The following is a 21,654-nucleotide window of genomic DNA, read 5'->3' as shown; positions in this document are numbered from 1 at the left end:
CCCCGCCCAGATAAGTTGAGACAGTCTCGATATGCTTCTCGGGACAATCTCAGTTTACTGGTTGACGGAGGTCCGACCATGCCCGACGAGCATCCGCGCGCGGAGACCCGCGGAACCCTCCTTGTGACCGGCGCGACGGGGCGGCAGGGGGGTGCCACCGCGAGGCGTCTGCTGCGGGACGGCTGGCGGGTCCGCGTCCTGGTCCGCGATCCCGCCTCACCGGCGGCCCGCGAGCTGGCCGCGGCGGGGGCCGAACCGCATCGCGGCGACCTGGACGATCCCGGCGGCCTCGAAGCCGCCATGGCCGGTGCCCACGGCGTCTTCGCCGTCACACCGGACGACCTCGACGGGAAGCGGGAGATCCGGCGCGGCCGGAACCTGGCCGACGCCGCGGCGGCCGCCGGCATCGGCCATCTGGTCTTCGCCTCCGTCGGCGGCGCCGAACGGGGCACCGGCATCCCCTACTGGGAGACCAAGTGGGTCATCGAACAGCACATCGCCGCACTCGGACTGCCGGCGACCGTCCTCCGACCCGTGCGGTTCATGGAGAACCACACCACCCCCGGCCTGCCGCTCGGCGGTATCTCCCCGGACGGCGTCCTGCGCCACCTCTTTCCGGCGGACGCCCCCGTGCAACTGGTCGCCGTGACCGACATCGGCGCATTCGCCGCGCTCGCCTTCGCCGACCCCGAGACCTACCTGGGGCAAGCGCTGGAACTGGCCGGTGACGAGCTGACCCCCGACGCCACCGTGCGATTGATCAGCAGGCACGTCGGAAGGCAGATCACCTACCGGCAGGTCACCGACGAGGAGTCGGGCCTCCCCGGCGACGTCGCACGCGCCATCACCGACCCTCGCGGCATCTGGCACGCCGACCTGTCCGACCTGCGCCGACGCCACCCGGCCATGCTCGACCTCCCCGCCTGGCTGGAACAGGGCGGCACCGCCGCCATCACCACCCTCCTCGACACCCAGGATCCCGAGGCGGACCACGTCCGGTAGATGCGCCCTCGCGTCATTCGGAGCCACTCGCCCAGAGTGACGTTAGGGGCTGTAGTCGGTGAATGCCGGGGTGTCGGGTTCGGGTGGGAGGCGCAGGGCGCGGGCCACGAAGGAGATCGCGTGGTACCAGCCGCATAGCAGGAGGAGGTCCACGGCTGCTTCGTCGCCGATTTCGCGGGTCAGTTCGTTCCACTGGTCGTCGGTCAGGTCGTTGCTGTCGCACAGGGCGTCCACGGCGCGGAGCACGGCGCGGTCGGACGGGTCGCTCCAGCAGGTGTCGTCCGGGCCTCCGCCGACGATGGAGCGCACCTGGCCGGCGTCGAGTCCGGCCTTCGCGGTGAAGACCGCGGTGTGGATTCCCCACTCGTACTCGGCGCCGCATCGCACGGTGGTGCGGTCGATCACGAGCTCGCGGTGGCGCAGGTCCAGTGCCGATCGGCGCGACAGGTAGTACTGCCCCCAGCCATGGATGCCGCGTGCCCGTTCCGGGCGGCGGGCGAAGATCCTGAACAGGGCGATGGGCGGGCCCAGCGCTTCCAGGGCCGCGGTCGTCTCCAGGTCGTACGGAGGTTCGACGGGATCGAGTCGCGGTTGGCCACTGTGCTTCGAAAATCGAGGCATGCGGCGAACGCTAGCATGGACGCTTCGACAATAGAAGCAAGCTGGACGCTCTCCAGGAGGACGCTGACTCATGGCACTCGGCTCGTCCGCACCGCTGCCGGGCCGGCCGGTCCGGGGATCGAACACCGGTAGGCCGATCATGGCGCTGTTCGATCTGCTCGGCCGGCGCTGGGCCCTGCGCGTCATCTGGGAACTCGCCCAGTCCCCGGCGACCACGTTCCGCGACCTGCAACGACGATGTGGCGGCGTCTCCTCCAGCGTGCTCGCCCAACGGCTGGCGGAGCTGGACGAGGCCGGCGTCATCGGGCGCGCAGACCGCGGATACACGCTGACCGCCGACGGCCATGACCTGTGCACGGAGCTCATGCGGCTTGAGCACTGGGCCACCCGGTGGGCCGCGAAGCGGCCGTCCACGGAAGGGTGACCCGGCCCGCTCAGAGCGGTCCGGGGCGTGTCCAGGTTTCGTGGAGGCTGCGCCAGAGGAGGCCGTTACGGGCTTCTGGAGCGGGGACCATCATCGCGACGGCCCGGCGGGTGGTGTCGGGGTGGTGTTCCTCGTACGTGGCCACGGTCAGGCCGTCGCGGTCCAGGAGCACGCGCGGTTCGAGGATCCGGATGCGCAGGCCGGGTACCGTGCCGTGGGCCTCCTCCATGGCGCCGCGGAGATCCGCGAGCGTGAGCACGGCGCCGTCCGGGTCGTACCAGGTGAAGTCCGGGGTGTGCATGTCGAAGAAGCCACCCAGGTCGGTCGCCCTTCCGCTCAGCCAGGATTCGATGAAGCGGTGATGCTCGATGACCTCGTCGATGGCCTTCATCGGGCCGCCCAGGCGCGGATGGGGGTGAGTTCGACGCCGAAGAGGGCCTCCACCCTGTCCGGGTCGCCGTCGTAGAAGTTCGCGTTCTCGGGGGCGGACAGCCACCGGTAGGTGTCCGCGACTCCGGCCGCGGCGGTCTCACCGATCGCCGGGGTCATGAACTCCTGGAACGCGTCGGGCTCCAGCGGGACGTAGTGCGCGTCGAAGGCGGACGCGAGGTCCGGGCCGGTGACGACGTCCTTGCCGCCGATGTCGGTCGAGGTTCCGACCAGGTCGTCGCGGTCGAGCGCGGCGGCGGTGAGGGCGCCGAGGTCGTCGTGGGCGAGCCACGCCACCCGGTGGGCGGACGGGATCGGGTAGGCGAGCACGCCGTCGGACGGGTGGAGGTTCTCCAGGTAGACGGGCGGACGCAGCACGACGGTGGGGATGCCGGAGCCGAGCAGGGCGTCGGCCGCGTCGCGTCTCGTCTCGAAGGCGCCCACGGACGTGCGGGCGGCCGGAAGGCGGTTGCCGGTGTTGAGGACGAGCCGTTCGCAGTGGCGGGCCGCGGCGATGATGTTGTCCACGTAGCGGGCCACGAGGTCGGCGTCGAACACCATGGGCAGCGTCACCGACGCGCGGGACACGCCCTCGAAGGCGTCGCGCACGGCCGCCGGATCGGCGAGGTCGCCGTGCTTTCGGCTGAAGCCGCGGACGCCGTGCCCGTCCCGTTCGAGGCGTTTCGCGACGGCCCCGCCCTGTGCGCCGGTGGCGCCGATCACCAGATATGTCTCGGTCATGGGGTCCAGCGTGCCGACGATGGGAAGTACCTTCGATAAGTGTGAATCCTGGTTTGATTAACGATCGTCCAGCCGACCTCCTCGACGAGCTGCTCGCTCCGCTGCGGCTGGAGGGCGTGTTCGTCAGCCGCTGGGAGGTCCGGGCGCCGTGGGGGTTCCGGGGCGACCAGGAGCGCAACGCGATCCTGCACTACGTGCGGTCCGGCGAGTGTGCGATCACGATGCCCGGGTCGCGCGAGGCGGTCGTGCTGGGCCCGGGGGAGCTGGCGATCTTCCCGTACGGGACGGCGCACGAGCTGGCGGACCGGCCGGGACGCGCCACCACCCCGCTCGATCTGCTGCTCCCCGGGCGCCCCGCGGGCGGCACGACGGAGATACGGGTGGACGGGGCCGGACCCCCGACCGATCTGCTCTGCGGCGGCCTGCACTACGACGAGGCCGCGATGTCGCCGCTGTACCGGTCGCTGCCGGAGATCATCATGCTCGACCGTGAGGTACTGGCCGCCGACCCGCTGCTGTCCGGGACGCTGGACGGCCTGACCCCGCGCTACGGGGGCCTCGCCGCGCTGCGGGCGTTCGAGCTGGTCTTCGTCCTGGCGCTGCGGGTGGCGCTGGACCGCCTGGGCGGAATGCCCCCGGCGCTGCGCGACCCGGCGGTCGGCCGGGCGCTGCTGGCGGTCCAGACCCGGTACGCCGAGCCGTGGACGCTGGAGTCGCTCGCCCGGGAGGCGCGGATGTCGCGGTCGGCGTTCGCGGCGGCGTTCACCCGGCTGGTCGGTGAGTCGCCCGCCCGCCATCTGGCCGGGCGGCGGATGCGGGAGGCGGCCCGGCTGCTCGCCGAGACCACGACGCCGCTGGCGGCGATCCCGGAACGGGTCGGATACCGCTCGTCGGTGGGCTTCCACCTGGCGTTCCGCCGCCATTTCGACGTCCCGCCGGGCGAGTACCGCCGCGCGGCGCCGTCCCGGAGGACGTGAGCCGGCGGGGCCGGGCGGCCCGCAGCCTCAGCGGGGGGATTGTTCGGTTTGATTCCAGAAGGCGCGGAGGGCCGCGGCCGTGGTCTCGGGTGCCTCCCAGGCGGGGGAGTGGGCGGCGCCGGGGATGACGACCTTGGACGCGTTGAGCCGTTCGGCCATCGTCGCCTGCGCGGCGGGCTCCCAGGCGTCGTCGTCCTCCCCGTAGAGGACGAGGGTGCGCAGCCCGGTGTCGGCGCAGTGCTTGGCGAGTTCGTCGACGCGGTCGGGGGCGGTGAGTATCTCGTTGGACATGCAGACCAGGCCCTTCTCGGAGTTGCCGAGGGTGCGGGCCTTGATGAAGGCGATGATCTCGTCCTGGACGCCGCGCCCGGTGTAGTCGGGTTCGAGGGCGATCTGCCAGATCGTCTCCATGCCGAGTTCGGGGATGGCGTCGCGCAGGGCCTTGGCCTTGTCCGCGGTGGGGCCGGTGACGGCGGCGGGGCCCGAGCTCATCAGGGTGAACGAGGCGGGGCGGACGCGGTCGGCGAGCACGGCCTCGCGGCAGACCAGGCCGCCGAACGAGTGGGCGACCAGGTGCGCCGGGTCGGGACCGAGGGCCTCCAGGAGGGCGCTGATGTCCTCGCCGAGCGCGGCCCGGGTGTAGGCGGACTCGTCGTCCGGGCCGATGGACTCGTACTGGCCGCGCATGTCGATCGACACGACGCGCCGGCAGGACGCGGCGAGCGTCTGCAGGACGGCGAGGAAGTCCTCCTTGCTGCCGGTCAGGCCGGGGACGAGGAGGGCGGGAGGGTGCTCGGGCACACCGGATCCCGGAAGGGCCTCCAGGGCGGCCAACGGGCCGCGGGAGGTGTCGACGGTCGTCCGGCGGACGCCGGGGGGCAGGTTCAGGAACCGGGGCGTGCTCACGGGGGACCACCATACTCAAATGGGCGCCGGCGGGAATCGGTGAAAAAGTTTCGGTGGTAGCGTCGGCAGCGTGCGAGCGAAGCCTGCCATCTCCGCGCATCGCCGTGACGAAGCGGGCCTGACCGGCCTGTCCGCGGCGGTCGAGTCCGGGGCCGAGTACGTGGAGATCGACATCCGCAGGACCGGGGACGGGCGGCTCGTCGTCCACCACGACCCGGATCTCGCCGGGCTGCCGCTGAAACGGCTCACCTACGAGCGGATCCAGGAGCTGTCGCCGCGCCCCGTCCCGCTCGTCAGCGAGGCCATGGGGATCATCGGCGGCCGGGTGCAGGGGCATCTCGACCTCAAGGAGCGCGGCTGCGAGCACGAGACGGTGGCGCTGGCGATCGAGGCGTTCGGGCGGGACGGTTTCGTCGTCACCACCCGCGAGGTCCTGTCGCTCGTGCAGATCAAGCGGACCTTCCCCGGGGTGCGGACGGCCCTGTCGGTGGGACGCAACCTGTGGGAGCGCGGCGTCGCGCACGACTTCGCCCCGCTGCGCCTGATCCGCAAGGCGGGCGCCGACATGGTCGCGGTCAACCACCGGCTGGCCCGCGTCGGTGTGCTGCGCCAGTGCGGGCGTGCCGGGATCCCCGCCATGGTCTGGACGGTCAACGCCGAACCGGTGATGCAGCGGTTCCTCGGTGACCCGCGTGTCGCCGTCCTCGTCACCGACCACCCCGACGTCGCTCTGAAACTGCGCGACGCGCAGCCCTGAGACACCGGCCCGCCCCGGAGGCACGGGCCCGCCCAGGCCCGCGAGCAACCGCGAGACCGGGCGGGGTCTCGCGGTTGGTGCAGGGATGGGACCTAGGCCGTCTGGGACGCCTCGGTCGCGTCGGCCGCCGGCTTGCCGGCGCGGGTGCGGCGGCGGTTCCGGCTGCGCTTGCGCTCGGTGGCGACCGCGTCGACGACGTTGTCGTCCGTTCCGGCCTTGCGGCGGGGGGACGACCCCTCGCGCTCCGCGGCGGTCTCGGCCTCCGCCGCGGTGGCCTCCACCGGCTTGCCGGCGCGGGTGCGGTTCCGGCTGCGCTTGCTGCGGCGGGGCCGCGGGCGCTCCCGGTCACGGTCTGCGCTTCGGTCACGGCCGCGGTCATGGCTGCGGGTCTTGCCCGTCTCGCCGATGTCCTCCAGCTCCTCGGCGTCCAGGCCCGCGCGGTCGTGCCGCTTGTCCTTCGGCAGCCTGCCCTTCGTGCCCTCGGGGATGCCGAGCACCGCGAAGAAGTGCGGGGACGTGGAGTAGGTCTCCTCGGGAGTGGCGAACGGCAGGTCGAGCGTGCCGTTGATCAGCTTCCACCGGGTGAGGTCGTTCCAGTCGACGAACGTGACGGCGACGCCCTCCTTGCCCGCGCGGCCGGTCCGGCCGATGCGGTGCACGTAGGTGTCGGCGCTGTCGGGGCACTCGTAGTTGACGACGTGGGTGACGTCGTCGACGTCGAGGCCGCGGGCGGCGACGTCGGTGGCGACCAGCACGCCGATCTTGCCGCTGCGGAACGCGCGCAGCGCCCGCTCGCGCTGGCTCTGGCCGAGGTCGCCGTGCACGGCCGCGGCGTCGAAGCCCCGCTGCACCAGGTCGGCGGCGACCCGGTCGCAGGCCCGCTTGGTCTGGCAGAAGATCATGGTCAGCCCGCGGCTCTCGGCCTGCAGGAGACGTGCCACCATCTCCGGCTTGTCCATCTGGTGGGCCTGGAACACGTGCTGGACGACCTGCGGCGTCGCGTCCGACTCGGTGTGCGACTCGGCCCGGACGTTGGTGGGACGGGTCAGGTAGCGGCGCGACAGCGCGACGATCTCGCCCGGCATGGTCGCCGAGAACATCATCGTCTGCCGCTGCTCCGGGATCCGCTCGATGATCCGCTCGATGTCCGGCAGGAAGCCGAGGTCGAGCATCCGGTCGGCCTCGTCCAGCACCAGGATCCCGACCTCGGAGAGGTCGAGGTGCTTCTGCTTGACGAGGTCCAGGAGTCGGCCCGGGGTGCCGACGACGACGTCGACGCCCTCGCGGAGCGCGTCGATCTGGGGCTCGTACGCGCGGCCGCCGTAGACGGACAGGACGCGGGTACCGAGCTTGCCGCCGGCGATCAGGAGGTCGTCGGTGACCTGGAGGGCCAGTTCTCGGGTCGGTGCCACGACGAGCGCGCGGGGTTTGCGTCCGCCGTGCTCGATGCGCTGCAGCAGCGCCGCGCCGAACGCGAGGGTCTTGCCGGTGCCCGTGCGGGCCTGTCCGATGATGTCGTGCCCGCCCAGCGCGATCGGCAGGGCGAGTTCCTGGATGGGGAACGCTGTGACGATGCCCTCTGCTTCAAGGGCGTCTGCTATCTCGGGGACGACCCCGAGTTCACGAAAGGTAGTCAGGGCTTTCAGCCTCCAATATGCGGGGTCTCCGCTCCCGGGTGCGGCGCGGCTCGCCGGAGGGCGTCGCCCTGGGGGCGCACCCGCCGATCGTTTCCTTGGCCGCGCGCTCGCGCGGGAGGGACCAGCCGTTGCTCAAAATCGTCGGCGACCGCAGTCAGGGGTCGAAAGCAGTCACTCGCTGTGGCTGCGTGCGGTCACACTCCGCGACGCAGTGTACCGACCGTTGATTGCATACACCAATAGCCGATCACTGGACTCAACGTTTCCGCGGTTTCTTCTATTCCATCCCTTGCCCGCCAGGGCCGTGGCCGCCCGCGCGCCCCGCTGGACGTCCCGCTGGAGCGCCGGGCCAGGACGGCCACTTCCGGACACCGGCGCCCCGGAACGGGGGAAGCCCCCGCTTGCAGGCGGCGGGGGCTTCCGGTCGGGGTACGCGTCAGAAGGTGCGGCGGCGGGGACGCCAGCCGCGCTTCCAGCCCCGGCCCCCGTCGCCGCGGGCGTTCAGCGAGGTGAGCGCCGCCACGCCGAGCGCGGCGATCACCACCGCGAACACGATGGCGACGAGGGTGCCCGCGCCGAGCGCGTCAGCGATGACCCCGCCGACGATGGCGCCGGCGATGCCGACGAGGATCGTCAGCAGGACGCCGATCGGATTGCGTCCGGGGACGAGCAGCCGTGCCAGGGCTCCGATGACGGCACCGACGACGATGAACCAGAGGATCGTCGTGAGCATGTCGATCAACCATTCCTTCCGTGGGCCGGTTGGCCCGTGGTCGGAGACCGGTATGCCCGCTGTGCCGGAATGAAACAAAGGGCAGGTCAAGAGCCCTTGGAGGGTGCCCAGCCGTGATCGGGCGCGGCAGGCCGCGGCCGGCGGCGGGGGTCAGGCGTACTGGGAGCCGAATCCCACGCTGCGCTGCTCATCGTCGGAGATCTCCAGGTAGCCGACCCGTTCGGCCGGGACGACGACACGCCCGGCGCGGCGGTCCTGGAGCACGAACACCCCGCGCGGCTCGGACAGCGCGTCCGCCAGCGCATCCTGGACCTCGTCCGCCGACTGCCCGGTGTCGACCACGAGTTCCTTGGGGACGTTCTGCACACCGATACGAACCTGCACGCGGGGCTCCCGTCGTCGATCACGGCCCGCCGACCGCCGGCGGGCCCTTCCCCGATGGTCGCACGCGGATCGCCGGACGCGTCGTCACACGCGTTCGGCCGAGGGTGAAACCGAGTGGGCCCCGGCGCGCGGACCGGGGCCGGGGTCAGGACGACTCGGTGTTGAGCGGGAAGCCGGAGATGCCGCGCCAGGCCAGCCGCGCGATGATCTTCTCGGCGGTGTCCTTCGGGATGGCCCGGTGCTGCGACAGCCAGTAGCGTGCGCTGACCTCCGCCATGCCGACCAAGCCCATGCCGAGCAGGTACGCCTCGTCGGTGGGGGCGCTGGTGTCCTCGGCGATCACCTGGGCGATCATCTCGGCGCACTGCTGGTTGGCGCGGTCCACGCGTGCGCGCACCGGTGCGACGTTGCGCAGGTCGGATTCGAAGACGAGGCGGTACGCCTCGCCTTCGCCGGCCACGAAGTCGTAGAAGGCCTGCATGCTCGCCTGGACGCGCATCTTGTTGTCCGTGGTGGACTCAAGGGCGTCGCGGACGGTCTTCACCAGTCCTTCGGCATGCTCGTCCAGCAGGGCGAGGTACAGCTCCAGCTTGCCCGGGAAGTGCTGGTAGAGCACGGGTTTGCTGACGCCTGCGCGCTCGGCGATCTCGTCCATCGCCGCTGCGTGGTACCCCTGCGCGACGAACACCTCCTGGGCTGCGCCGAGCAGTTGCCTGCGGCGCGCCAGTCGCGGCAGCCTCGTGCCGCGGGGGCGTGCGTCCGGGGTCGCGGTCACCACACTCTCCGATCAACGATCGATGCGGGCGGACGGGGACTCCGCCGCGCGGGAACAATCTCATCATCCTACGCGTCAGTAACTCCGCCGGTCACTGCCGAAGCGCCGGTGACGTTACTTCGCGCAGGTCAGTGTATTTCCGGTGAAGACCCCCGGCGGCCACCCGGGGGAGCGTCACCGGTAGTCGTCCTCGTCGAGCGGCACCTCGTAGCGCTGCTCGACGACGTCGGCCTCGTTCACGTCGTCCGGTACCCGGGCATCCCACTCCCGGGGCCGCTCGCCCTCGTCGAACTCCTCGTCGAGGAGGGTCCGCTGCTCGGCGGCGTCGGCCTCCTCCGCCTCGCCGGCGGCGCCGGGTGCGGACGGTGTCGTGGACGTTCCGCGGTCATCGGTCTCGCTCATCACAGATCCTCCTCCGAAACGGCTGCCTCACAGGTTCGCGGCCAGTTCCCGGAGCGCCGCCTCGACGGCTTCGCCGTAGGTCGGGAACGCGTGGACGACGTTCGTGAGCAGGCTCAGCGGCGTCTCCGCGCGGATGGCCAGCGCGATCTCGCTCATCCACTCCTCGGCGTAGAGTCCGGCGGCGGCGGCGCCGACCAGCAGCCCGCGGGACCGGTCGGCGTACAGTTCCACCCGGCCGCGCTCGTCCGCCTCGACCGCCGCCCGTGCCGTCGCGGCGAGGTCGTACCCGGCAGCGCAGAGGTCTATGCCGAGTTCGGCGGCCTGCATGGGCGAGACCCCCACGGAGTAGACGGTGGGCGTCGTGTAGACGACGCGGGGGATCGCGCGGTAGTCGGTCTCGCGGTGCTGCCCGAGGAGGTTGGACAGCGCCACCCGCGCCTGGTAGCGCGCGGCGTGCGTGGTGCGCGCGACCCCGGTGACGTCGCCGGCGGCCCAGACGCCGCCCGCGCCGGCCGGCACCTGGCACGTCTCGTCCACCGGCACCCCGTGCCCCGGTGAGACCGGGACGCCGAGGTTCTCCAGCCCGAGCCCCTCGACCCGGGGTCGGCGGCCCGCGGCGACGAGGACGCGGTCGGCGTCGAGCGTGCCGCCGTCCGACAGCCACAGCCGCAGCCCGGTGTCCTTGCGCCCGACATGGCTGAGGCCGGCGCCGAGCCGCAGGTCGACGCCCATCCGGCGCAGCGCGTCGGCGAGCACCTCCCCGGCGAACGGCGCCTCGGCGGTCAGCAGCCGCCCGGACGCCTCGACGACCGACACCTGCGACCCGAACGCCGCGTACACCTGCGCCATCTCGCAGCCGACCGGGCCGCCGCCGAGGATCACCAGGCGGCGCGGCAGGTCGGGTACCGACAGCGCCTCGTCGCTGGTCCACAGCGGGACGTCGGCGAGCCCGTCCACGGCGGGGATCACCGGCTCGCTGCCGGTGCAGACGACGAGGTCGTCGAACCCGTGCCCGGCCCCGTCGACCTCGATCCGCCCCGGTTCGGTGACGTGGCCCCGGCCGCGCAGGACGGTCACCCCGGCCTCGGCCATCCGCGCGACCGCGGGGTCGTCGCCGCGGTGCCCGGCCAGCTCGTCGCGCCGGGCGAGCGCCATCTCCCAGGTCTCCCCGCGCCGCGCCGACAGCAGCAGCGACTTGGACGGCACGCACGCGAAGTACGGCGACTCCCCGCCGACCAGGCGTTTCTCGACGAGCGCGACGTCGCGTCCCGCGCGGGAGAGACCGGACGCCACCAGCTCTCCCGCCGTCCCCCCGCCCAGCACCACGGCGTCGTAGTGGTGGTTCTGCGCCAACTGTCTTCCTCCCCGCCCGTGATTTCCCCACGACCCATGGTGACGGAATCCGGCGCCGGAGAGTGCCGATTCGAACACATAGGGCATGCGAAAAGTCGGGGTTGGGGCTTCAGGGCAGCGGCCGCCGGCCCTTCAGCAGAGGTTCGAGCAGGTCACCGTGCTTGTCGACGCGGGAGAGGACGTCGGCCGGGGAGAACACCAGATCTGCGGCCTCCTGGCAGGAGTCCAGCTCGTCCCACGTGATGGGGGTGGACACGGACGGTCGGCTGGCGGCGCGCAACGAATACGGGGCGACGGTCGTCTTCGCGGGGTTGTTCTGGCTCCAGTCGACGAAGACCTTGCCCTTGCGCAGCCGCTTCTCCATCTTCGCCACGACGAGCTTGGGATGCTCCTCCGCGAGCTGCTGTGCGGCGGTCTTGGCGTACTCGGACGTCCGCTCGGCGTCCTTGGGCTCCTCGACCGGGATGTACAGGTGCAGTCCCTTCTTCCCGCTCGTCTTGGGGTAGGACTCCAGGCCGTCTTCGGCGAGCACCTCACGGAGGAGCTTCGCGACTTCGCACGCCTCCACGATCGTGGCGGGCGGGCCCGGGTCCAAGTCGAAGACGACCAGATCAGGCGTGTGGACCTTGCCGCGTGGCCCGACCTTCCACTGCGGGATGTGCAGTTCCAGTGCGGCGAGGTTGGCGCACCACACGAGTGTGGGCAGGTCGTCCACGACGACGAAGTCGAGCGTGTCGCGTCCTGTGGAACTTCCGGGGGTGGGGATCGTCGCCGTCCTCACCCAGTCCGGTGTGTGGGACGGCGCGTTCTTCTCGAAGAACTTGTTGCCGTCGACCCCGTCCGGCCACCGGATCCGGGTGGCGGCGCGGTGTTTCAGGTGGGGCAGCATCACCGGGGCGATGCGCGCGTAGTAGTCGATGACCTCGCCCTTGGTGAACTCGGGGTAGAGGTTCTTGTCGAGGTTGGACAGCGACAACTGCTGCCCTTCGACCTCCACGGTCGTCCTCTTACCGGCCACAGGCACTCCAGGGCTTACTGCTCACTGGTGACCTCCAGGGGGTCTTTGTCGTCACGGAGGCCGCGCCAGGACGGAAAGCGCAGTCTGCCGTCCCTGGTGCGGGCGCTGTAGGCGACCTCCCCGACGAGCTGTGGCTCAACCCATTGAGCGTCACGGGCGAACTCACGCGGGACGGGTTCGTCGTAGGGGCTGGTGGGGCGTCGCAGTGGCCAGAGCGTCTCGTACAGCTCGTCCAAGGCGCGGTCCGTGAAGCCCGTGCCGACATGCCCGACGAAGCCCAGCAGGCCCTTGACGTCGTACTCGCCCAGCAGCAGCGATCCCACGCCGCCTTCACGCCGTCCCTTGCCGGGCTTCCAGCCGCAGACGATGACCTCGCGCGTCATGAAGTTCTTGACCTTGCGCCAGAAGTCGACCCGGCGGCCTGGTCGGTACGGGGAGTCGAGCCGTTTGGCGAGCAGCCCCTCAAGGTGCTGCTCGCGGGTGAAGTCGAGTAACTCGTTCACCTGAGTGGTGTCGCCGCCGTGCAGGTAAGGGGGGACCTCCACAGGACCGGTTCCGGCCAGGTCCAGCTCGTCCAGCAGCGCGCGGCGTTCTGCGTACGGCATGTCGTACAGGACGTGTCCGTCCAGGAACAGGAGGTCGAACACCACGTACCGGACGGGCACCTCACGGATCAGTCTGGGGTCGGGTTGGGTCACGTGCATACGTCGCTGGAGGCGTTCGAAACTAGGTCGTCCCTCCTCGAAGGCGACGACCTCGCCGTCCAGGACGACGTCGTGATCGGGGAGGAGGTCGGCCAGTGCGGAAAGCTCCGGGTACCGGCTCGTGACGTCGGTGCCGCGCCGCCCGGTGGCCCGGACACCGTCGGCGGAGACGTGCGCCAGTACGCGGACGCCGTCCCACTTCAGCTCAAGCCCCCACTGCTCGCCGTCGGGGGGAAGGTCCCCGGTGGCGGCCATCATCGGCTCAACGGGCCACGGCATGGTCATACCGCCGTCTTACCCGGTCCCGCCCCGCAGCAAAGGATCACGAGTCCGTTCTGGCGCAAATCGAACGAGGTTGCGACGCTGAAGACAGGAAACGTGCTGGGGCGGAACTTGGTGGGTAGGGACAGGTCATGCGCAGTATCTGGAAGGGCGCCATCTCGTTCGGGCTGGTGACGATACCGGTGAAGCTGTACTCGGCGACCGAGCAGAGGGACGTCCGCTTCCACCAGGTTCACCGCGAGGACGGCGGGCGCATCAAGTACAAGCGGACGTGCACCGTGGACGGTGAGGAGATCCCCTACTCCGACATCGCCAAGGGGTACGAGCTGCCGAGCGGCGACATGGTCATCCTCACCGACGAGGACTTCGCCGAGCTGCCGCTGACGTCCAGCCGCCGGATCGACGTCCTGCAGTTCGTGGAGGCGGCGGAGGTCGACCCGATCTACTTCGCGAAGTCCTACTACCTGGAGCCCGACGCGCAGGGCGCCAAGCCGTACGTGCTGCTGCGGGACGCGCTGGAGAACTCGGGCCAGGTCGCCATCGTCAAGATCGCGATCCGCCAGCGGGAGTCGCTGGCGACGCTGCGGGTCCGCGAGGGCGTGTTCGTGCTGGAGACGATGCTGTGGCCCGACGAGGTCCGCACGCCCGACTTCCCGTTCCTGGACGAGGACATCGAGGTCCGCAAGCAGGAGCTGTCGATGGCCACGTCGCTGATCGAGTCGATGGAAGGCGAGTTCGACCCGTCGGAGTACAAGGACGCCTACCGGGAGGCCCTCCAGGCCGTCATCGACGCGAAGGTCGAGGGCCGGGAGGTGGCGCGGCCCGCCGAGGAGGCCGAGGAGGAGCCCGCCGCGGACCTGCTGAGCGCGCTGCGCGCGAGCGTCGAGGCGGCCAAGAAGAGCCGCGGCGAGAAGGACGGCAAGGCGGCGTCCCGCAAGGACGACTCCGAGAAGAAGCCCGCCTCGCGCAAGTCGTCGTCGAAGTCGGGGCAGAAGAAGGAACCGGCCAAGAAGGAATCGACCCGGAGCCGCAAGTCGGCCTGACCGGCCCGCCCGCCGCCCGTTCGGCGGTGGGCGGGCGCGCCAGGGTCAGAACGGGACGTCGGTGCAGGTGAGCCGCGCGCCGGCATCGCCCGTCTTCGGATCGGTGGGCTCGGCGTGGACGATGACCGACCCGGCCGCCTTCTTGGCGACCTTCCACGGCACGGTGGTGCGGGCGCGGCCGTCGCCGTCGCGCCCGATCTTCACGTCGAGCCAGATCTCCTTCTCGCGGAGCGTTGTGCCGGGCGCGGCGGCCGGGTTCTGGTAGTGGGGCCCGGCGTCCTCGGGCTTGGGCCCGCACTTGTCCGCGTGGACGTGGGCGCCGAACGTCCGGCCGGCGGCCTCCTCCGGGAAACCCGACACGCGCAGCTTGACGACCGTCTTGTCCTGCTTCCGGACGACGACGACCTTCGTCTTGGTCTGCTGGTACCTCTGGTCGTAGACCTTGGCCGGCCCCTTGGCGACGATCTTGTGCGTTCCCTTGTGCGGATCGTCGTGCGGTTCGGGATCGGTCAGGGCCGAGGCGTTCGAGAGCGGTACCAGTGCGGCTCCAGCCGCCGCCAGCGTGACGGCGGCCCGGACGGACGGTCGCATGAGCTTCCTCTCCACGTGATCTGCGAACGACCCCCGTTGATCGACGGGGGTCGTTCCGATCATGCCCACGGAGAGTGACCGCCGATGCACGCGACTCGTCTGAATCGGGTAAAGCCGGTCGCCCGGGGCCCTAGTTGTCGCGGCGGGCGGCGAGGACGCGGCCGAGCGCGGCGGCGGCCGCGGCCGGGTCCGCGCAGGAGGCGATCCGCTCGCCCCAGCCGTAGAAGTACGACCAGCCGCCGTCCGAGCGCTCCCGGGCCGCGATGACGTTCTCCTGCAGCGCCCGCATCCGCGGGTTGGCGACGAGGGCGGACGGCCGCCGGCCGGCGTGGGCGGCCACCTCGACGGCCCAGCCGCGGGAGCGGAGTTCGTCGGTGAGCCGCTCCAGGTGCTCGAGCGCCGTCTCGGCGTCGCTGATCACCTGCGTGGACATGGTGCCTCCAAAGGAACGTCCCGTATGTGCCGCGGGGGAGCCCGGGGCATGCCGTCGCGTGGGCGTGTCACTCGGAGGTGCCGCCAGTGGAACGACGCTGTGCCACCGGTCGAATGACGTTCAGTCTCGCGCCGGGTGGGTGAGATCACAAGCGGTTTGCGCTCATCGGCGTCAGCCCACGGTCTCCGGTTCCGGCCGCCGCGCCGGGGCGGGGGCGTCGCCTTCGCGGATGCCGTACCGGCCGTAGAGCCGGGCGAGCGGTCCGGGCGCCCACCAGTTCGCGCGTCCCAGCAGCCGCATCGTGGCGGGCACCAGCAGCGCCCGGACGACGGTCGCGTCCAGCACGATCGCGATGACCATCCCGACGCCGACCATCTTGATGAACGTGATGCCCGAGGTCGCGAAGGCTCCGATCACGACGATGAACAGCAGCGCGGCGCTGGTGATGATGGCGCCGGTGCGCTGCACGCCGGTGGCGACCGCGGCGGTGTTGTCGCCGGTCAGGTCGTACTGCTCGCGGACCCGCGACAGCAGGAACACCTCGTAGTCCATCGAGATCCCGAACAGCATGGCCAGCATCAGGATCGGCATGGCCGGGGAGATCGAGCCCGTGGCGGTGAAGCCGAGCAGGTCCGAGAGGTGACCGTCCTGGAAGATCAGCACGACCGCGCCGAACGTGGCCGACAGCGACAGCATGTTCATCAGGATCGCCTTCAGCGGCAGCAGGACCGAGCCGAACGCCAGGAACAGCAGCGCGAACGTGGCGCCTCCGACGAGCACGGCGAGCCATGGCAGGGTGGAGCCGAGGCTGTCCAGCTGGTCGACGACCTCCGCGGTGGCGCCGCCCACGTGGACCTGTGCACCGGCCGGTGCCGGGACGTCCCGGACGTCCCGGACGAGACCGCGCGCGGCGTCGGAGTTGGGGTCGGCCTTGTAGGTCAGTGCGAACCGGGTCGTCTCGCCCTCCGAGCCGGTCACCGCGGCGCCGGTCGCGCCGGGCAGCGAGCCCAGGCGGTCCCCGTACGCCTGGATCGCCGCCCGGTCGGACGTCCCGGTCACGACCGCCTCGATCGGGCTCGTCGCGTTGGCGGGGAAGCGCGTCTCCAGCGCCTCGGCGACGACTCTGGCGTCCGCGCCCTCCTGCATGACCTTGGCGTCGACGCCACCCCAGTTGATCTGTAGGAACGGCGCTCCCAGCGCGATGAGCAGCGCCACCGTCGCGACCATGTAGATCACCGGCCGCCGCATCACGCTGCGGGCCACGCGCCCCCACCAGACGCCGGACCGGTCTTCTGTGGGGGGACGGCCCCCCACACCCCCGGAACGGACCGGCCTCCGCCGGCGGATGGACAGCGCGTTCACCTTCGGGCCGAGGACGGCGAGCAGGGCGGGCAGGACGGTCAGCGCCCCGGCCATGCAGACCAGGACGGTCGCGATGCCGCCGTATCCCATGGAGACCAGGAAGTTCTGCTCGAAGAGCAGCAGCCCGGACAGCGACACCGCGACCGTGATGCCGGAGACGGCGACCGTGCGCCCCGCCGTGGACATCGTCGCGGCCAGGGCGTCCTCGACCGAGCTGCCGCCGCGCCGGAGTTCCTCGCGGAACCGGCTGACCATGAACAGCCCGTAGTCGATCGCGAGCCCGAGCCCGAGGAACGTGGTGATGTTCACCGCGAAGATCGACACGTCGGTGAAGTACGTGAGCGCGTGCAGCGCGGTGAACGACCCGAGGATCGCGAGGCCGCCGATCAGCATCGGCAGGCTCGCCGCCACCAGGCCGCCGAAGATCAGCACCAGCAGGACCACCAGCACGGGGATCGCCATGGCCTCGGCGCGCCCGATGTCGGACGAGACGCGCTCGTTGATCGCGGTCTCCGTCCCGACCGTCCCGCCGACCTTGGCGGTGAGCCCGCCGCCGACCTCGGTCAGGTCGTCCCTGATGGCGTCATAGCCTTCCTGCCGCGCGGCCCCGTCGGAGCCCGCGAGCTGGAGGACGGCGTAGGTGGCGGTGCGGTCCTCGCTGACGAACTGCGGCGCGCCGGTCGTCCAGTACGTGCCGGCCGAGGCCACCTTGCCGGGCGGCAGCCCGGCCAGTGCCCGCTCGACGGACGCCCGGTAGGCCGGATCGTCGACGGTCATGTCGCCCTCGTACAGGATGACGACGTCCGCCTCGTCCCGCCCGAGCTCGCGTTCGGCGATCTGCGCGGCCTTCGCGCTCTCGCTCCCCGGTGTGTCGAAGCCCCCGGCCGAGGACAGCGCCCCGAAGACCCCGGTTCCCCAGACGCCGGCGAAGACCAGCGCCGCTCCCGCCGCCGCGAGGACCCACCGCCGCCGCCGGTGGACCCATCGCCCCCATCGATCGAACATCGCCCTCGCCCTCCTGTGTAATGCTGGCTAACATTGGTGAACGCCGTAAACTGCGAACAGCGTTAAGTTTGCATACAGCGTTCGCTTTCGTCAATGGTGTTTTTGAGGAATCATGCGGGGACGGCCGGACGCGGCCGCGGACCAGGGAGAGGAGGGGGCGGCGTAGTGGAGACACGGCGTGACCGGCTGCGCGCGGCGACGGTCAAGGAGATCTCCGAGACCGCCCGCCGGATCCTCGTCGAGGAGGGGCCCGACGCGGTGAGCCTGCGGGCCATCGCCCGCGAGATGGGCATGACGGCCCCGGCGCTCTACCGCTACTTCGACAGCCACCGCGAGCTGCTCCGGCACCTGGTGGGCGACCTCTTCACCGAGCTCACCGGCGAGCTGCACCGCTCGGCGAAGGCCGTCCCGCAGGGCGACATGAGCGGCAAGTTCCTGGCGGTGGCCCGCCAGTTCCGCCGCTGGGCCCTGGCTCATCCCCGCGAGTACGCGCTGCTGTTCGGCGCGCCCGTGCGCGGCGTCGGCCACCAGGAAGAGGTCGACTTCGCCGAGGAATCCGCCCGCAGGTTCGGGTGGACGTTCATGGCGCTGTTCCTGGAGCTGTGGAAGAAGCATCCGTTCCCCGCCGTGCCCGATGACGAGATCGACCCCCGTCTCCGTCCCCAGCTCTCCCGCTACCGGGACGAGGTCGTCGGCGTGGACCTGCCCCTCGGAGTGATCCAGCAGTTCCTCAAGTGCTGGGTCAGACTCCAGGGCGGCGTCAGCCTGGAGGTCTTCGGCCACCTGGAGTTCGCCCTGGACGATGCCGAGCCCATGTTCGAGCTGATGCTCGCCGAGATAGGCCCCGAACTCGGCCTGACCTACACACCGCGCGACGCCCGAGCGACAGGGGAGCACGAGTGATCACATGGCGACGGGTGACCGAGGACGACTTCCCGCTGCTCCGCCGCTGGCTGGAGCAGCCGTACGTGGCGCGCTGGTGGAACCACGAGACGTCCCCCGAAGCGGTCGCGCGCGACTTCGGCCCCGTCGCCCGGGGCGAGGAACCCTCGGAGGACTGGCTGGCCCCCCTGGACGGGCGGCCGTTCGGCCTCGTCCAGCGCAGCCGGCTGGCGGACTACGCGGAGGACTTCGAGCCGCTGGCCGCGGTGACGCCCGTCCCGGCCGGAGCGGTGACCGTCGACTACCTGATCGGTGAGCCGGACCTGGTCGGCCGGGGACTCGGCCCTCGCATGATCCAGGCGATGATCGAGCGCACGTGGCGGGAGTACCCGGAGGCGCCCTGCGTGCTGATACCGGTGTCGGCGGCCAACCGCGCGTCCTGGCGGGCCCTGGAGAAGGCCGGCCTGACGCGCGTGGCGGAAGGCGAGATGGAACCGGACAACCCGATCGACGACCGCGCCCACGTCATCTACCGGATCGACAGGCCGTCCCACCCCTGACGACCCGGTCCTGACCCCGTCTCAGAACGTGAACAGAAGCGCGACCACGGCGAGCAGCATCGTCAGCACCGTCGCCGCCAGGGCGGAGACCGGGTCGGCCACGCCGCCGCCCTCGGGCAGCAGCCGGCGGCGGTTCCGGAGCCCGGCCCGGGAGATGCGCAGCAGGAGGGCCGCGCCGCCGCACACGACCGCCGCCGCGACGGCCGCGCCCGCCGTCGAGGGCGCGACCTGCACGCACAGCAGGCCGGCGGCGATCAGCGATGCCGTGGTCCGCGTCCAGGCCAGCGCCGTCCGCTCCGGCTGCGCCCCCGGGTCCCAGAGCGTCACCGGGTGATCAGGACGCCGACGAGCAGGACGATCGCCGCCGCCGCGAGGCCGTAGGAGATGACGGGCGCGAGGGGCGGCGGCGGGAGGCTCTCGCCGCGGCGCAGCGCCCGCTCGGTGCGCAGCCACCGGTGGAACGCGAGCGCGGCGATCACGGCGCCTGTCCCGGCGAAGCCGACCGCGAGGAGGTGCCGCAGCACCGGCTCGATGAGGTCGCCGGCGAGCGCGACGCCGATGCCGCCCGCGATGACCGCCAGCGCCGTCCGGATCCAGGCCAGGAACGTACGCTCATTGGCCAGGGTGAAGCGCGGGTCGGGCTCCTCGCCCTCCGCGAGCAGACGGGCCGTCCACCCCCGGAGGCGCTTCGTCGCGCGCATCGTCACCTTTCCCGGCTCGGAGGACCCGCCGCGGGACCGGGCGGGCCGGCGCCGTGCCCGCCCGGACGATCACGCCGGCCCGCCGCCTGCGACCAGGCTTTCATGGCGCCGCGGCACGTCGAGGCCCCCGGAGCGGACTCCGGGGGCCTCGACGTCGGGGTCGTCAGTAGGACGGCTGGCTCGGGTCGATCTGCTTGACCCAGGCCAGGACGCCGCCGCCCACGTGGACGGCGTCGTTGAAGCCGGCGTTCTTCACCACGGCCAGGGCCTCCGCGGAGCGGACGCCCGACTTGCAGTGCAGGACGATCTTCTTGTCCTGGGGGAGCTTCTCCAGGGCGGAGCCGTTGAGGAAGTCGCCCTTCGGGATCAGCGTCGCGCCCGGGATCGAGACGATCTCGTACTCGTTGGGCTCGCGGACGTCCACCAGGAAGATGTCGTCGTCGCGGTCCTGCATGGCCTTGAGGTCGAGAACGGTGATCGTGGAGTCCTGCGCGGCCTCGGCGGCCTCGTCGGAGACGGCGCCGCAGAACGCCTCGTAGTCGTCCAGGAGCTCGGTCTGGGTCGGGTTCTTGCCGCACAGCGGGCACTCCGGGTCCTTGCGGACCTTGACCGACCGGTACGTCATCTCCAGCGCGTCGTAGATCATCAGCCGGCCGACGAGCGGCTCGCCGATGCCGGCGAGCAGCTTGATGGCCTCGTTCACCTGGATGGAGCCGATCGAGGCGCACAGGACGCCCAGGACGCCGCCCTCGGCGCAGGACGGGACCATGCCGGGCGGCGGCGGCTCCGGGTAGAGGCAGCGGTAGCAGGGGCCGTGCTCGGCCCAGAAGACGGACGCCTGGCCGTCGAACCGGTAGATCGACCCCCACACGTACGGCTTGCCCAGCAGGACGGCCGCGTCGTTCACCATGTAGCGGGTCGCGAAGTTGTCGGTGCCGTCGATGATCAGGTCGTATCCGGCGAAGATGTCCATGATGTTGTCGTTGTCGAGCGCGGTGTTGTGCACGACCACGTCGATCAGCGGGTTGACCTCACGGACGGTGTCGGCGGCCGACTCGACCTTGGGCTTGCCGAGGGACGACTGCCGGTGGATGATCTGCCGCTGCAGGTTGGACTCGTCGACGACGTCGAAGTCGATGACGCCGAGGGTGCCCACCCCGGCGGCGGCGAGGTAGAGCAGGGCGGGGGAGCCGAGACCGCCGGCACCCACGACCAGGACCTTGGAGTTCTTCAGTCGCTTCTGCCCGGACATGCCCACGTCGGGGATGATCAGGTGTCGCGAGTAGCGGTTGACCTCGTCGCGGGTGAGCTCCGCTGCGGGCTCGACCAGAGGTGGCAACGACACGGTGGGTGCTCCTGTGGTGACGCTCGGCTGCAATTAGGGGCGGGACGTCTCCGTCCTCGTCCCGCACAACCTTCCCATGTGCTGCGGCATTCCCGCGCGGTGGGCGTCCCGCGCCTGCTACCGCGCCCGGCCGATGCATGGTCGCCCGTTCAACGGGCATGGCGGGCTTGGGGAAGCCCCCAGTAACAGGAGGAGGAGCGATGAGCATCCTCGACAAGCTGAAGAACAAGGCGCAACAGGCCAAGGGCCGCGGCAAGGAGGAGGCCGGGCGCCAGTCCGGCGACCCCTCCCTGGAGGCCGAGGGGCGCCAGGACCGCACGGCCGGCGGCGCCAAGCAGGCCGGCGAGAAGGTCAAGGACGCGGCCAAGGAGACGCGCCGGACCTTCGAGTCATAGCGGATCCGCCAGGCGGCCGGAGCAGGCCCTGACCGGGCCGGGATCGGCCTGACCGGCCGGGGAGAGGCTCTCCGCGGAGGGGCCTCTTTCCGGTTCCGGCGGGGCGCGGAGGGCGTCCTTACCCGGTTGCCAGGGCGGAATGTCGCGAAGCACAGTTAATCTTGTCTGTTGTGGCATTCCGGCCCCCCTCCC

26 protein-coding genes are annotated in these 21,654 nt (G+C 71.3%); 8 read left to right on the top strand and 18 right to left on the bottom strand.

Annotated features, from left to right (window positions below):
- Nucleotides 1-78: 78 nt before the first annotated feature.
- Nucleotides 79-1,002, top strand: coding sequence for an NmrA/HSCARG family protein (locus E1281_RS14275; protein WP_131878229.1), 924 nt, complete (start codon nt 79-81; stop codon nt 1,000-1,002).
- A 42-nt stretch (nt 1,003-1,044) separates the two neighbouring features.
- On the opposite strand, the gene E1281_RS14270 is transcribed toward E1281_RS14275, so the two are convergent.
- Nucleotides 1,045-1,623, bottom strand: coding sequence for a carboxymuconolactone decarboxylase family protein (locus E1281_RS14270; RefSeq protein WP_131878227.1), 579 nt, complete (start codon nt 1,621-1,623; stop codon nt 1,045-1,047).
- Between the two features lie 70 nt (nt 1,624-1,693).
- Here E1281_RS14270 and E1281_RS14265 point away from each other — a divergent pair, with 70 nt between their 5' ends.
- Nucleotides 1,694-2,047, top strand: a complete 354-nt coding sequence (locus tag E1281_RS14265; protein ID WP_131878225.1) for a helix-turn-helix domain-containing protein — start codon at nt 1,694-1,696, stop codon at nt 2,045-2,047.
- Nucleotides 2,048-2,057: 10 nt separating this feature from the next.
- Here E1281_RS14265 and E1281_RS14260 read toward each other — a convergent pair whose 3' ends face one another.
- Both E1281_RS14260 and E1281_RS14255 read right to left on the bottom strand, forming a co-directional pair.
- The gene (locus tag E1281_RS14260; RefSeq protein ID WP_131878223.1) at nt 2,058-2,438 is read right to left on the bottom strand and encodes a nuclear transport factor 2 family protein; all 381 of its coding nucleotides are present in this window, start codon (nt 2,436-2,438) and stop codon (nt 2,058-2,060) included.
- Nucleotides 2,435-3,217, bottom strand: a complete 783-nt coding sequence (locus E1281_RS14255) for an NmrA family transcriptional regulator (protein WP_131878221.1) — start codon at nt 3,215-3,217, stop codon at nt 2,435-2,437. Before E1281_RS14255 ends, E1281_RS14260 begins: the two co-directional genes overlap by 4 nt.
- A gap of 53 nt (nt 3,218-3,270) precedes the next feature.
- Between E1281_RS14255 and E1281_RS14250 the strand changes: the two genes are divergently transcribed.
- Entirely contained in the window at nt 3,271-4,194 is a 924-nt protein-coding gene (locus E1281_RS14250; RefSeq protein ID WP_243716945.1) for an AraC family transcriptional regulator, read from the top strand.
- 27 nt (nt 4,195-4,221) lie between these two features.
- On the opposite strand, the gene E1281_RS14245 is transcribed toward E1281_RS14250, so the two are convergent.
- Complete coding sequence (locus tag E1281_RS14245; protein WP_131878217.1) at nt 4,222-5,100, bottom strand: alpha/beta hydrolase; 879 nt, start codon at nt 5,098-5,100, stop codon at nt 4,222-4,224.
- Nucleotides 5,101-5,170: 70 nt separating this feature from the next.
- Between E1281_RS14245 and E1281_RS14240 the strand changes: the two genes are divergently transcribed.
- Nucleotides 5,171-5,857 (top strand): glycerophosphodiester phosphodiesterase family protein, encoded by a 687-nt coding sequence (locus tag E1281_RS14240; RefSeq protein WP_131878215.1) that lies wholly within the window; start codon nt 5,171-5,173, stop codon nt 5,855-5,857.
- 92 nt (nt 5,858-5,949) lie between these two features.
- Here E1281_RS14240 and E1281_RS14235 read toward each other — a convergent pair whose 3' ends face one another.
- The 8 genes from E1281_RS14235 to ligD (E1281_RS14200) form a co-directional block, all read right to left on the bottom strand.
- Nucleotides 5,950-7,458: a DEAD/DEAH box helicase gene (locus E1281_RS14235; RefSeq protein WP_243716949.1), complete on the bottom strand. Its 1,509-nt coding sequence runs from the start codon at nt 7,456-7,458 to the stop codon at nt 5,950-5,952.
- Nucleotides 7,459-7,930: 472 nt separating this feature from the next.
- Complete coding sequence (locus E1281_RS14230) at nt 7,931-8,227, bottom strand: hypothetical protein (RefSeq protein WP_243716943.1); 297 nt, start codon at nt 8,225-8,227, stop codon at nt 7,931-7,933.
- 150 nt (nt 8,228-8,377) lie between these two features.
- Nucleotides 8,378-8,611 carry a DUF3107 domain-containing protein gene (locus tag E1281_RS14225; RefSeq protein WP_131878211.1) on the bottom strand — a complete coding sequence of 78 codons (234 nt, stop codon included), beginning with the start codon at nt 8,609-8,611 and terminating at the stop codon, nt 8,378-8,380.
- Nucleotides 8,612-8,756: 145 nt separating this feature from the next.
- Nucleotides 8,757-9,386, bottom strand: coding sequence for a TetR/AcrR family transcriptional regulator (locus E1281_RS14220; RefSeq protein WP_131878209.1), 630 nt, complete (start codon nt 9,384-9,386; stop codon nt 8,757-8,759).
- 174 nt (nt 9,387-9,560) lie between these two features.
- Entirely contained in the window at nt 9,561-9,788 is a 228-nt protein-coding gene (locus tag E1281_RS14215; protein ID WP_131878207.1) for a hypothetical protein, read from the bottom strand.
- Between the two features lie 27 nt (nt 9,789-9,815).
- Complete coding sequence (locus E1281_RS14210; protein ID WP_243716942.1) at nt 9,816-11,141, bottom strand: NAD(P)/FAD-dependent oxidoreductase; 1,326 nt, start codon at nt 11,139-11,141, stop codon at nt 9,816-9,818.
- A gap of 109 nt (nt 11,142-11,250) precedes the next feature.
- A complete protein-coding gene (ligD, locus tag E1281_RS14205; protein WP_243716940.1) occupies nt 11,251-12,159 on the bottom strand; it encodes a non-homologous end-joining DNA ligase in 909 nt (302 codons plus the stop codon).
- A 14-nt stretch (nt 12,160-12,173) separates the two neighbouring features.
- Complete coding sequence (ligD, locus tag E1281_RS14200; protein ID WP_131878205.1) at nt 12,174-13,148, bottom strand: non-homologous end-joining DNA ligase; 975 nt, start codon at nt 13,146-13,148, stop codon at nt 12,174-12,176.
- 128 nt (nt 13,149-13,276) lie between these two features.
- Here ligD (E1281_RS14200) and E1281_RS14195 point away from each other — a divergent pair, with 128 nt between their 5' ends.
- Complete coding sequence (locus E1281_RS14195; RefSeq protein WP_131878203.1) at nt 13,277-14,188, top strand: Ku protein; 912 nt, start codon at nt 13,277-13,279, stop codon at nt 14,186-14,188.
- 45 nt (nt 14,189-14,233) lie between these two features.
- On the opposite strand, the gene E1281_RS14190 is transcribed toward E1281_RS14195, so the two are convergent.
- The 3 genes from E1281_RS14190 to E1281_RS14180 all read right to left on the bottom strand — a co-directional run bounded on the left by E1281_RS14190 (nt 14,234) and on the right by E1281_RS14180 (nt 17,579).
- Nucleotides 14,234-14,779, bottom strand: a complete 546-nt coding sequence (locus E1281_RS14190) for a superoxide dismutase family protein (protein WP_165958925.1) — start codon at nt 14,777-14,779, stop codon at nt 14,234-14,236.
- 130 nt (nt 14,780-14,909) lie between these two features.
- Nucleotides 14,910-15,212: a hypothetical protein gene (locus tag E1281_RS14185; RefSeq protein ID WP_131878199.1), complete on the bottom strand. Its 303-nt coding sequence runs from the start codon at nt 15,210-15,212 to the stop codon at nt 14,910-14,912.
- A 171-nt stretch (nt 15,213-15,383) separates the two neighbouring features.
- Complete coding sequence (locus E1281_RS14180; protein ID WP_131878197.1) at nt 15,384-17,579, bottom strand: MMPL family transporter; 2,196 nt, start codon at nt 17,577-17,579, stop codon at nt 15,384-15,386.
- A gap of 165 nt (nt 17,580-17,744) precedes the next feature.
- Between E1281_RS14180 and E1281_RS14175 the strand changes: the two genes are divergently transcribed.
- Entirely contained in the window at nt 17,745-18,482 is a 738-nt protein-coding gene (locus E1281_RS14175; RefSeq protein ID WP_131878195.1) for a WHG domain-containing protein, read from the top strand.
- Nucleotides 18,479-19,021: a GNAT family N-acetyltransferase gene (locus tag E1281_RS14170; RefSeq protein ID WP_131878193.1), complete on the top strand. Its 543-nt coding sequence runs from the start codon at nt 18,479-18,481 to the stop codon at nt 19,019-19,021. The genes E1281_RS14175 and E1281_RS14170 overlap by 4 nt, the downstream gene beginning before the upstream one ends.
- A gap of 21 nt (nt 19,022-19,042) precedes the next feature.
- Here the strand turns inward: E1281_RS14170 and E1281_RS14165 are convergent, their stop codons facing one another.
- The 3 genes from E1281_RS14165 to moeZ form a co-directional block, all read right to left on the bottom strand.
- Entirely contained in the window at nt 19,043-19,348 is a 306-nt protein-coding gene (locus tag E1281_RS14165) for a DUF202 domain-containing protein (RefSeq protein ID WP_131878191.1), read from the bottom strand.
- Nucleotides 19,345-19,722 carry a DUF202 domain-containing protein gene (locus E1281_RS14160; protein WP_131878189.1) on the bottom strand — a complete coding sequence of 126 codons (378 nt, stop codon included), beginning with the start codon at nt 19,720-19,722 and terminating at the stop codon, nt 19,345-19,347. The genes E1281_RS14165 and E1281_RS14160 overlap by 4 nt, the downstream gene beginning before the upstream one ends.
- A 163-nt stretch (nt 19,723-19,885) precedes the next feature.
- Nucleotides 19,886-21,067 carry an adenylyltransferase/sulfurtransferase MoeZ gene (gene moeZ / locus E1281_RS14155; RefSeq protein ID WP_131878187.1) on the bottom strand — a complete coding sequence of 394 codons (1,182 nt, stop codon included), beginning with the start codon at nt 21,065-21,067 and terminating at the stop codon, nt 19,886-19,888.
- 200 nt (nt 21,068-21,267) lie between these two features.
- On the opposite strand from moeZ, the gene E1281_RS14150 reads away from it, so the two are divergent.
- Nucleotides 21,268-21,462 (top strand): CsbD family protein, encoded by a 195-nt coding sequence (locus tag E1281_RS14150; protein WP_131878185.1) that lies wholly within the window; start codon nt 21,268-21,270, stop codon nt 21,460-21,462.
- Nucleotides 21,463-21,654 lie beyond the last annotated feature (192 nt).

The sequence above is a fragment of the Actinomadura sp. KC345 genome, assembly GCF_004348515.1.
Taxonomy (GTDB): domain Bacteria; phylum Actinomycetota; class Actinomycetes; order Streptosporangiales; family Streptosporangiaceae; genus Spirillospora.
Note: the sequence above shows the minus strand (reverse complement) of the source record. Positions and strands in the feature narration are given on the sequence as shown.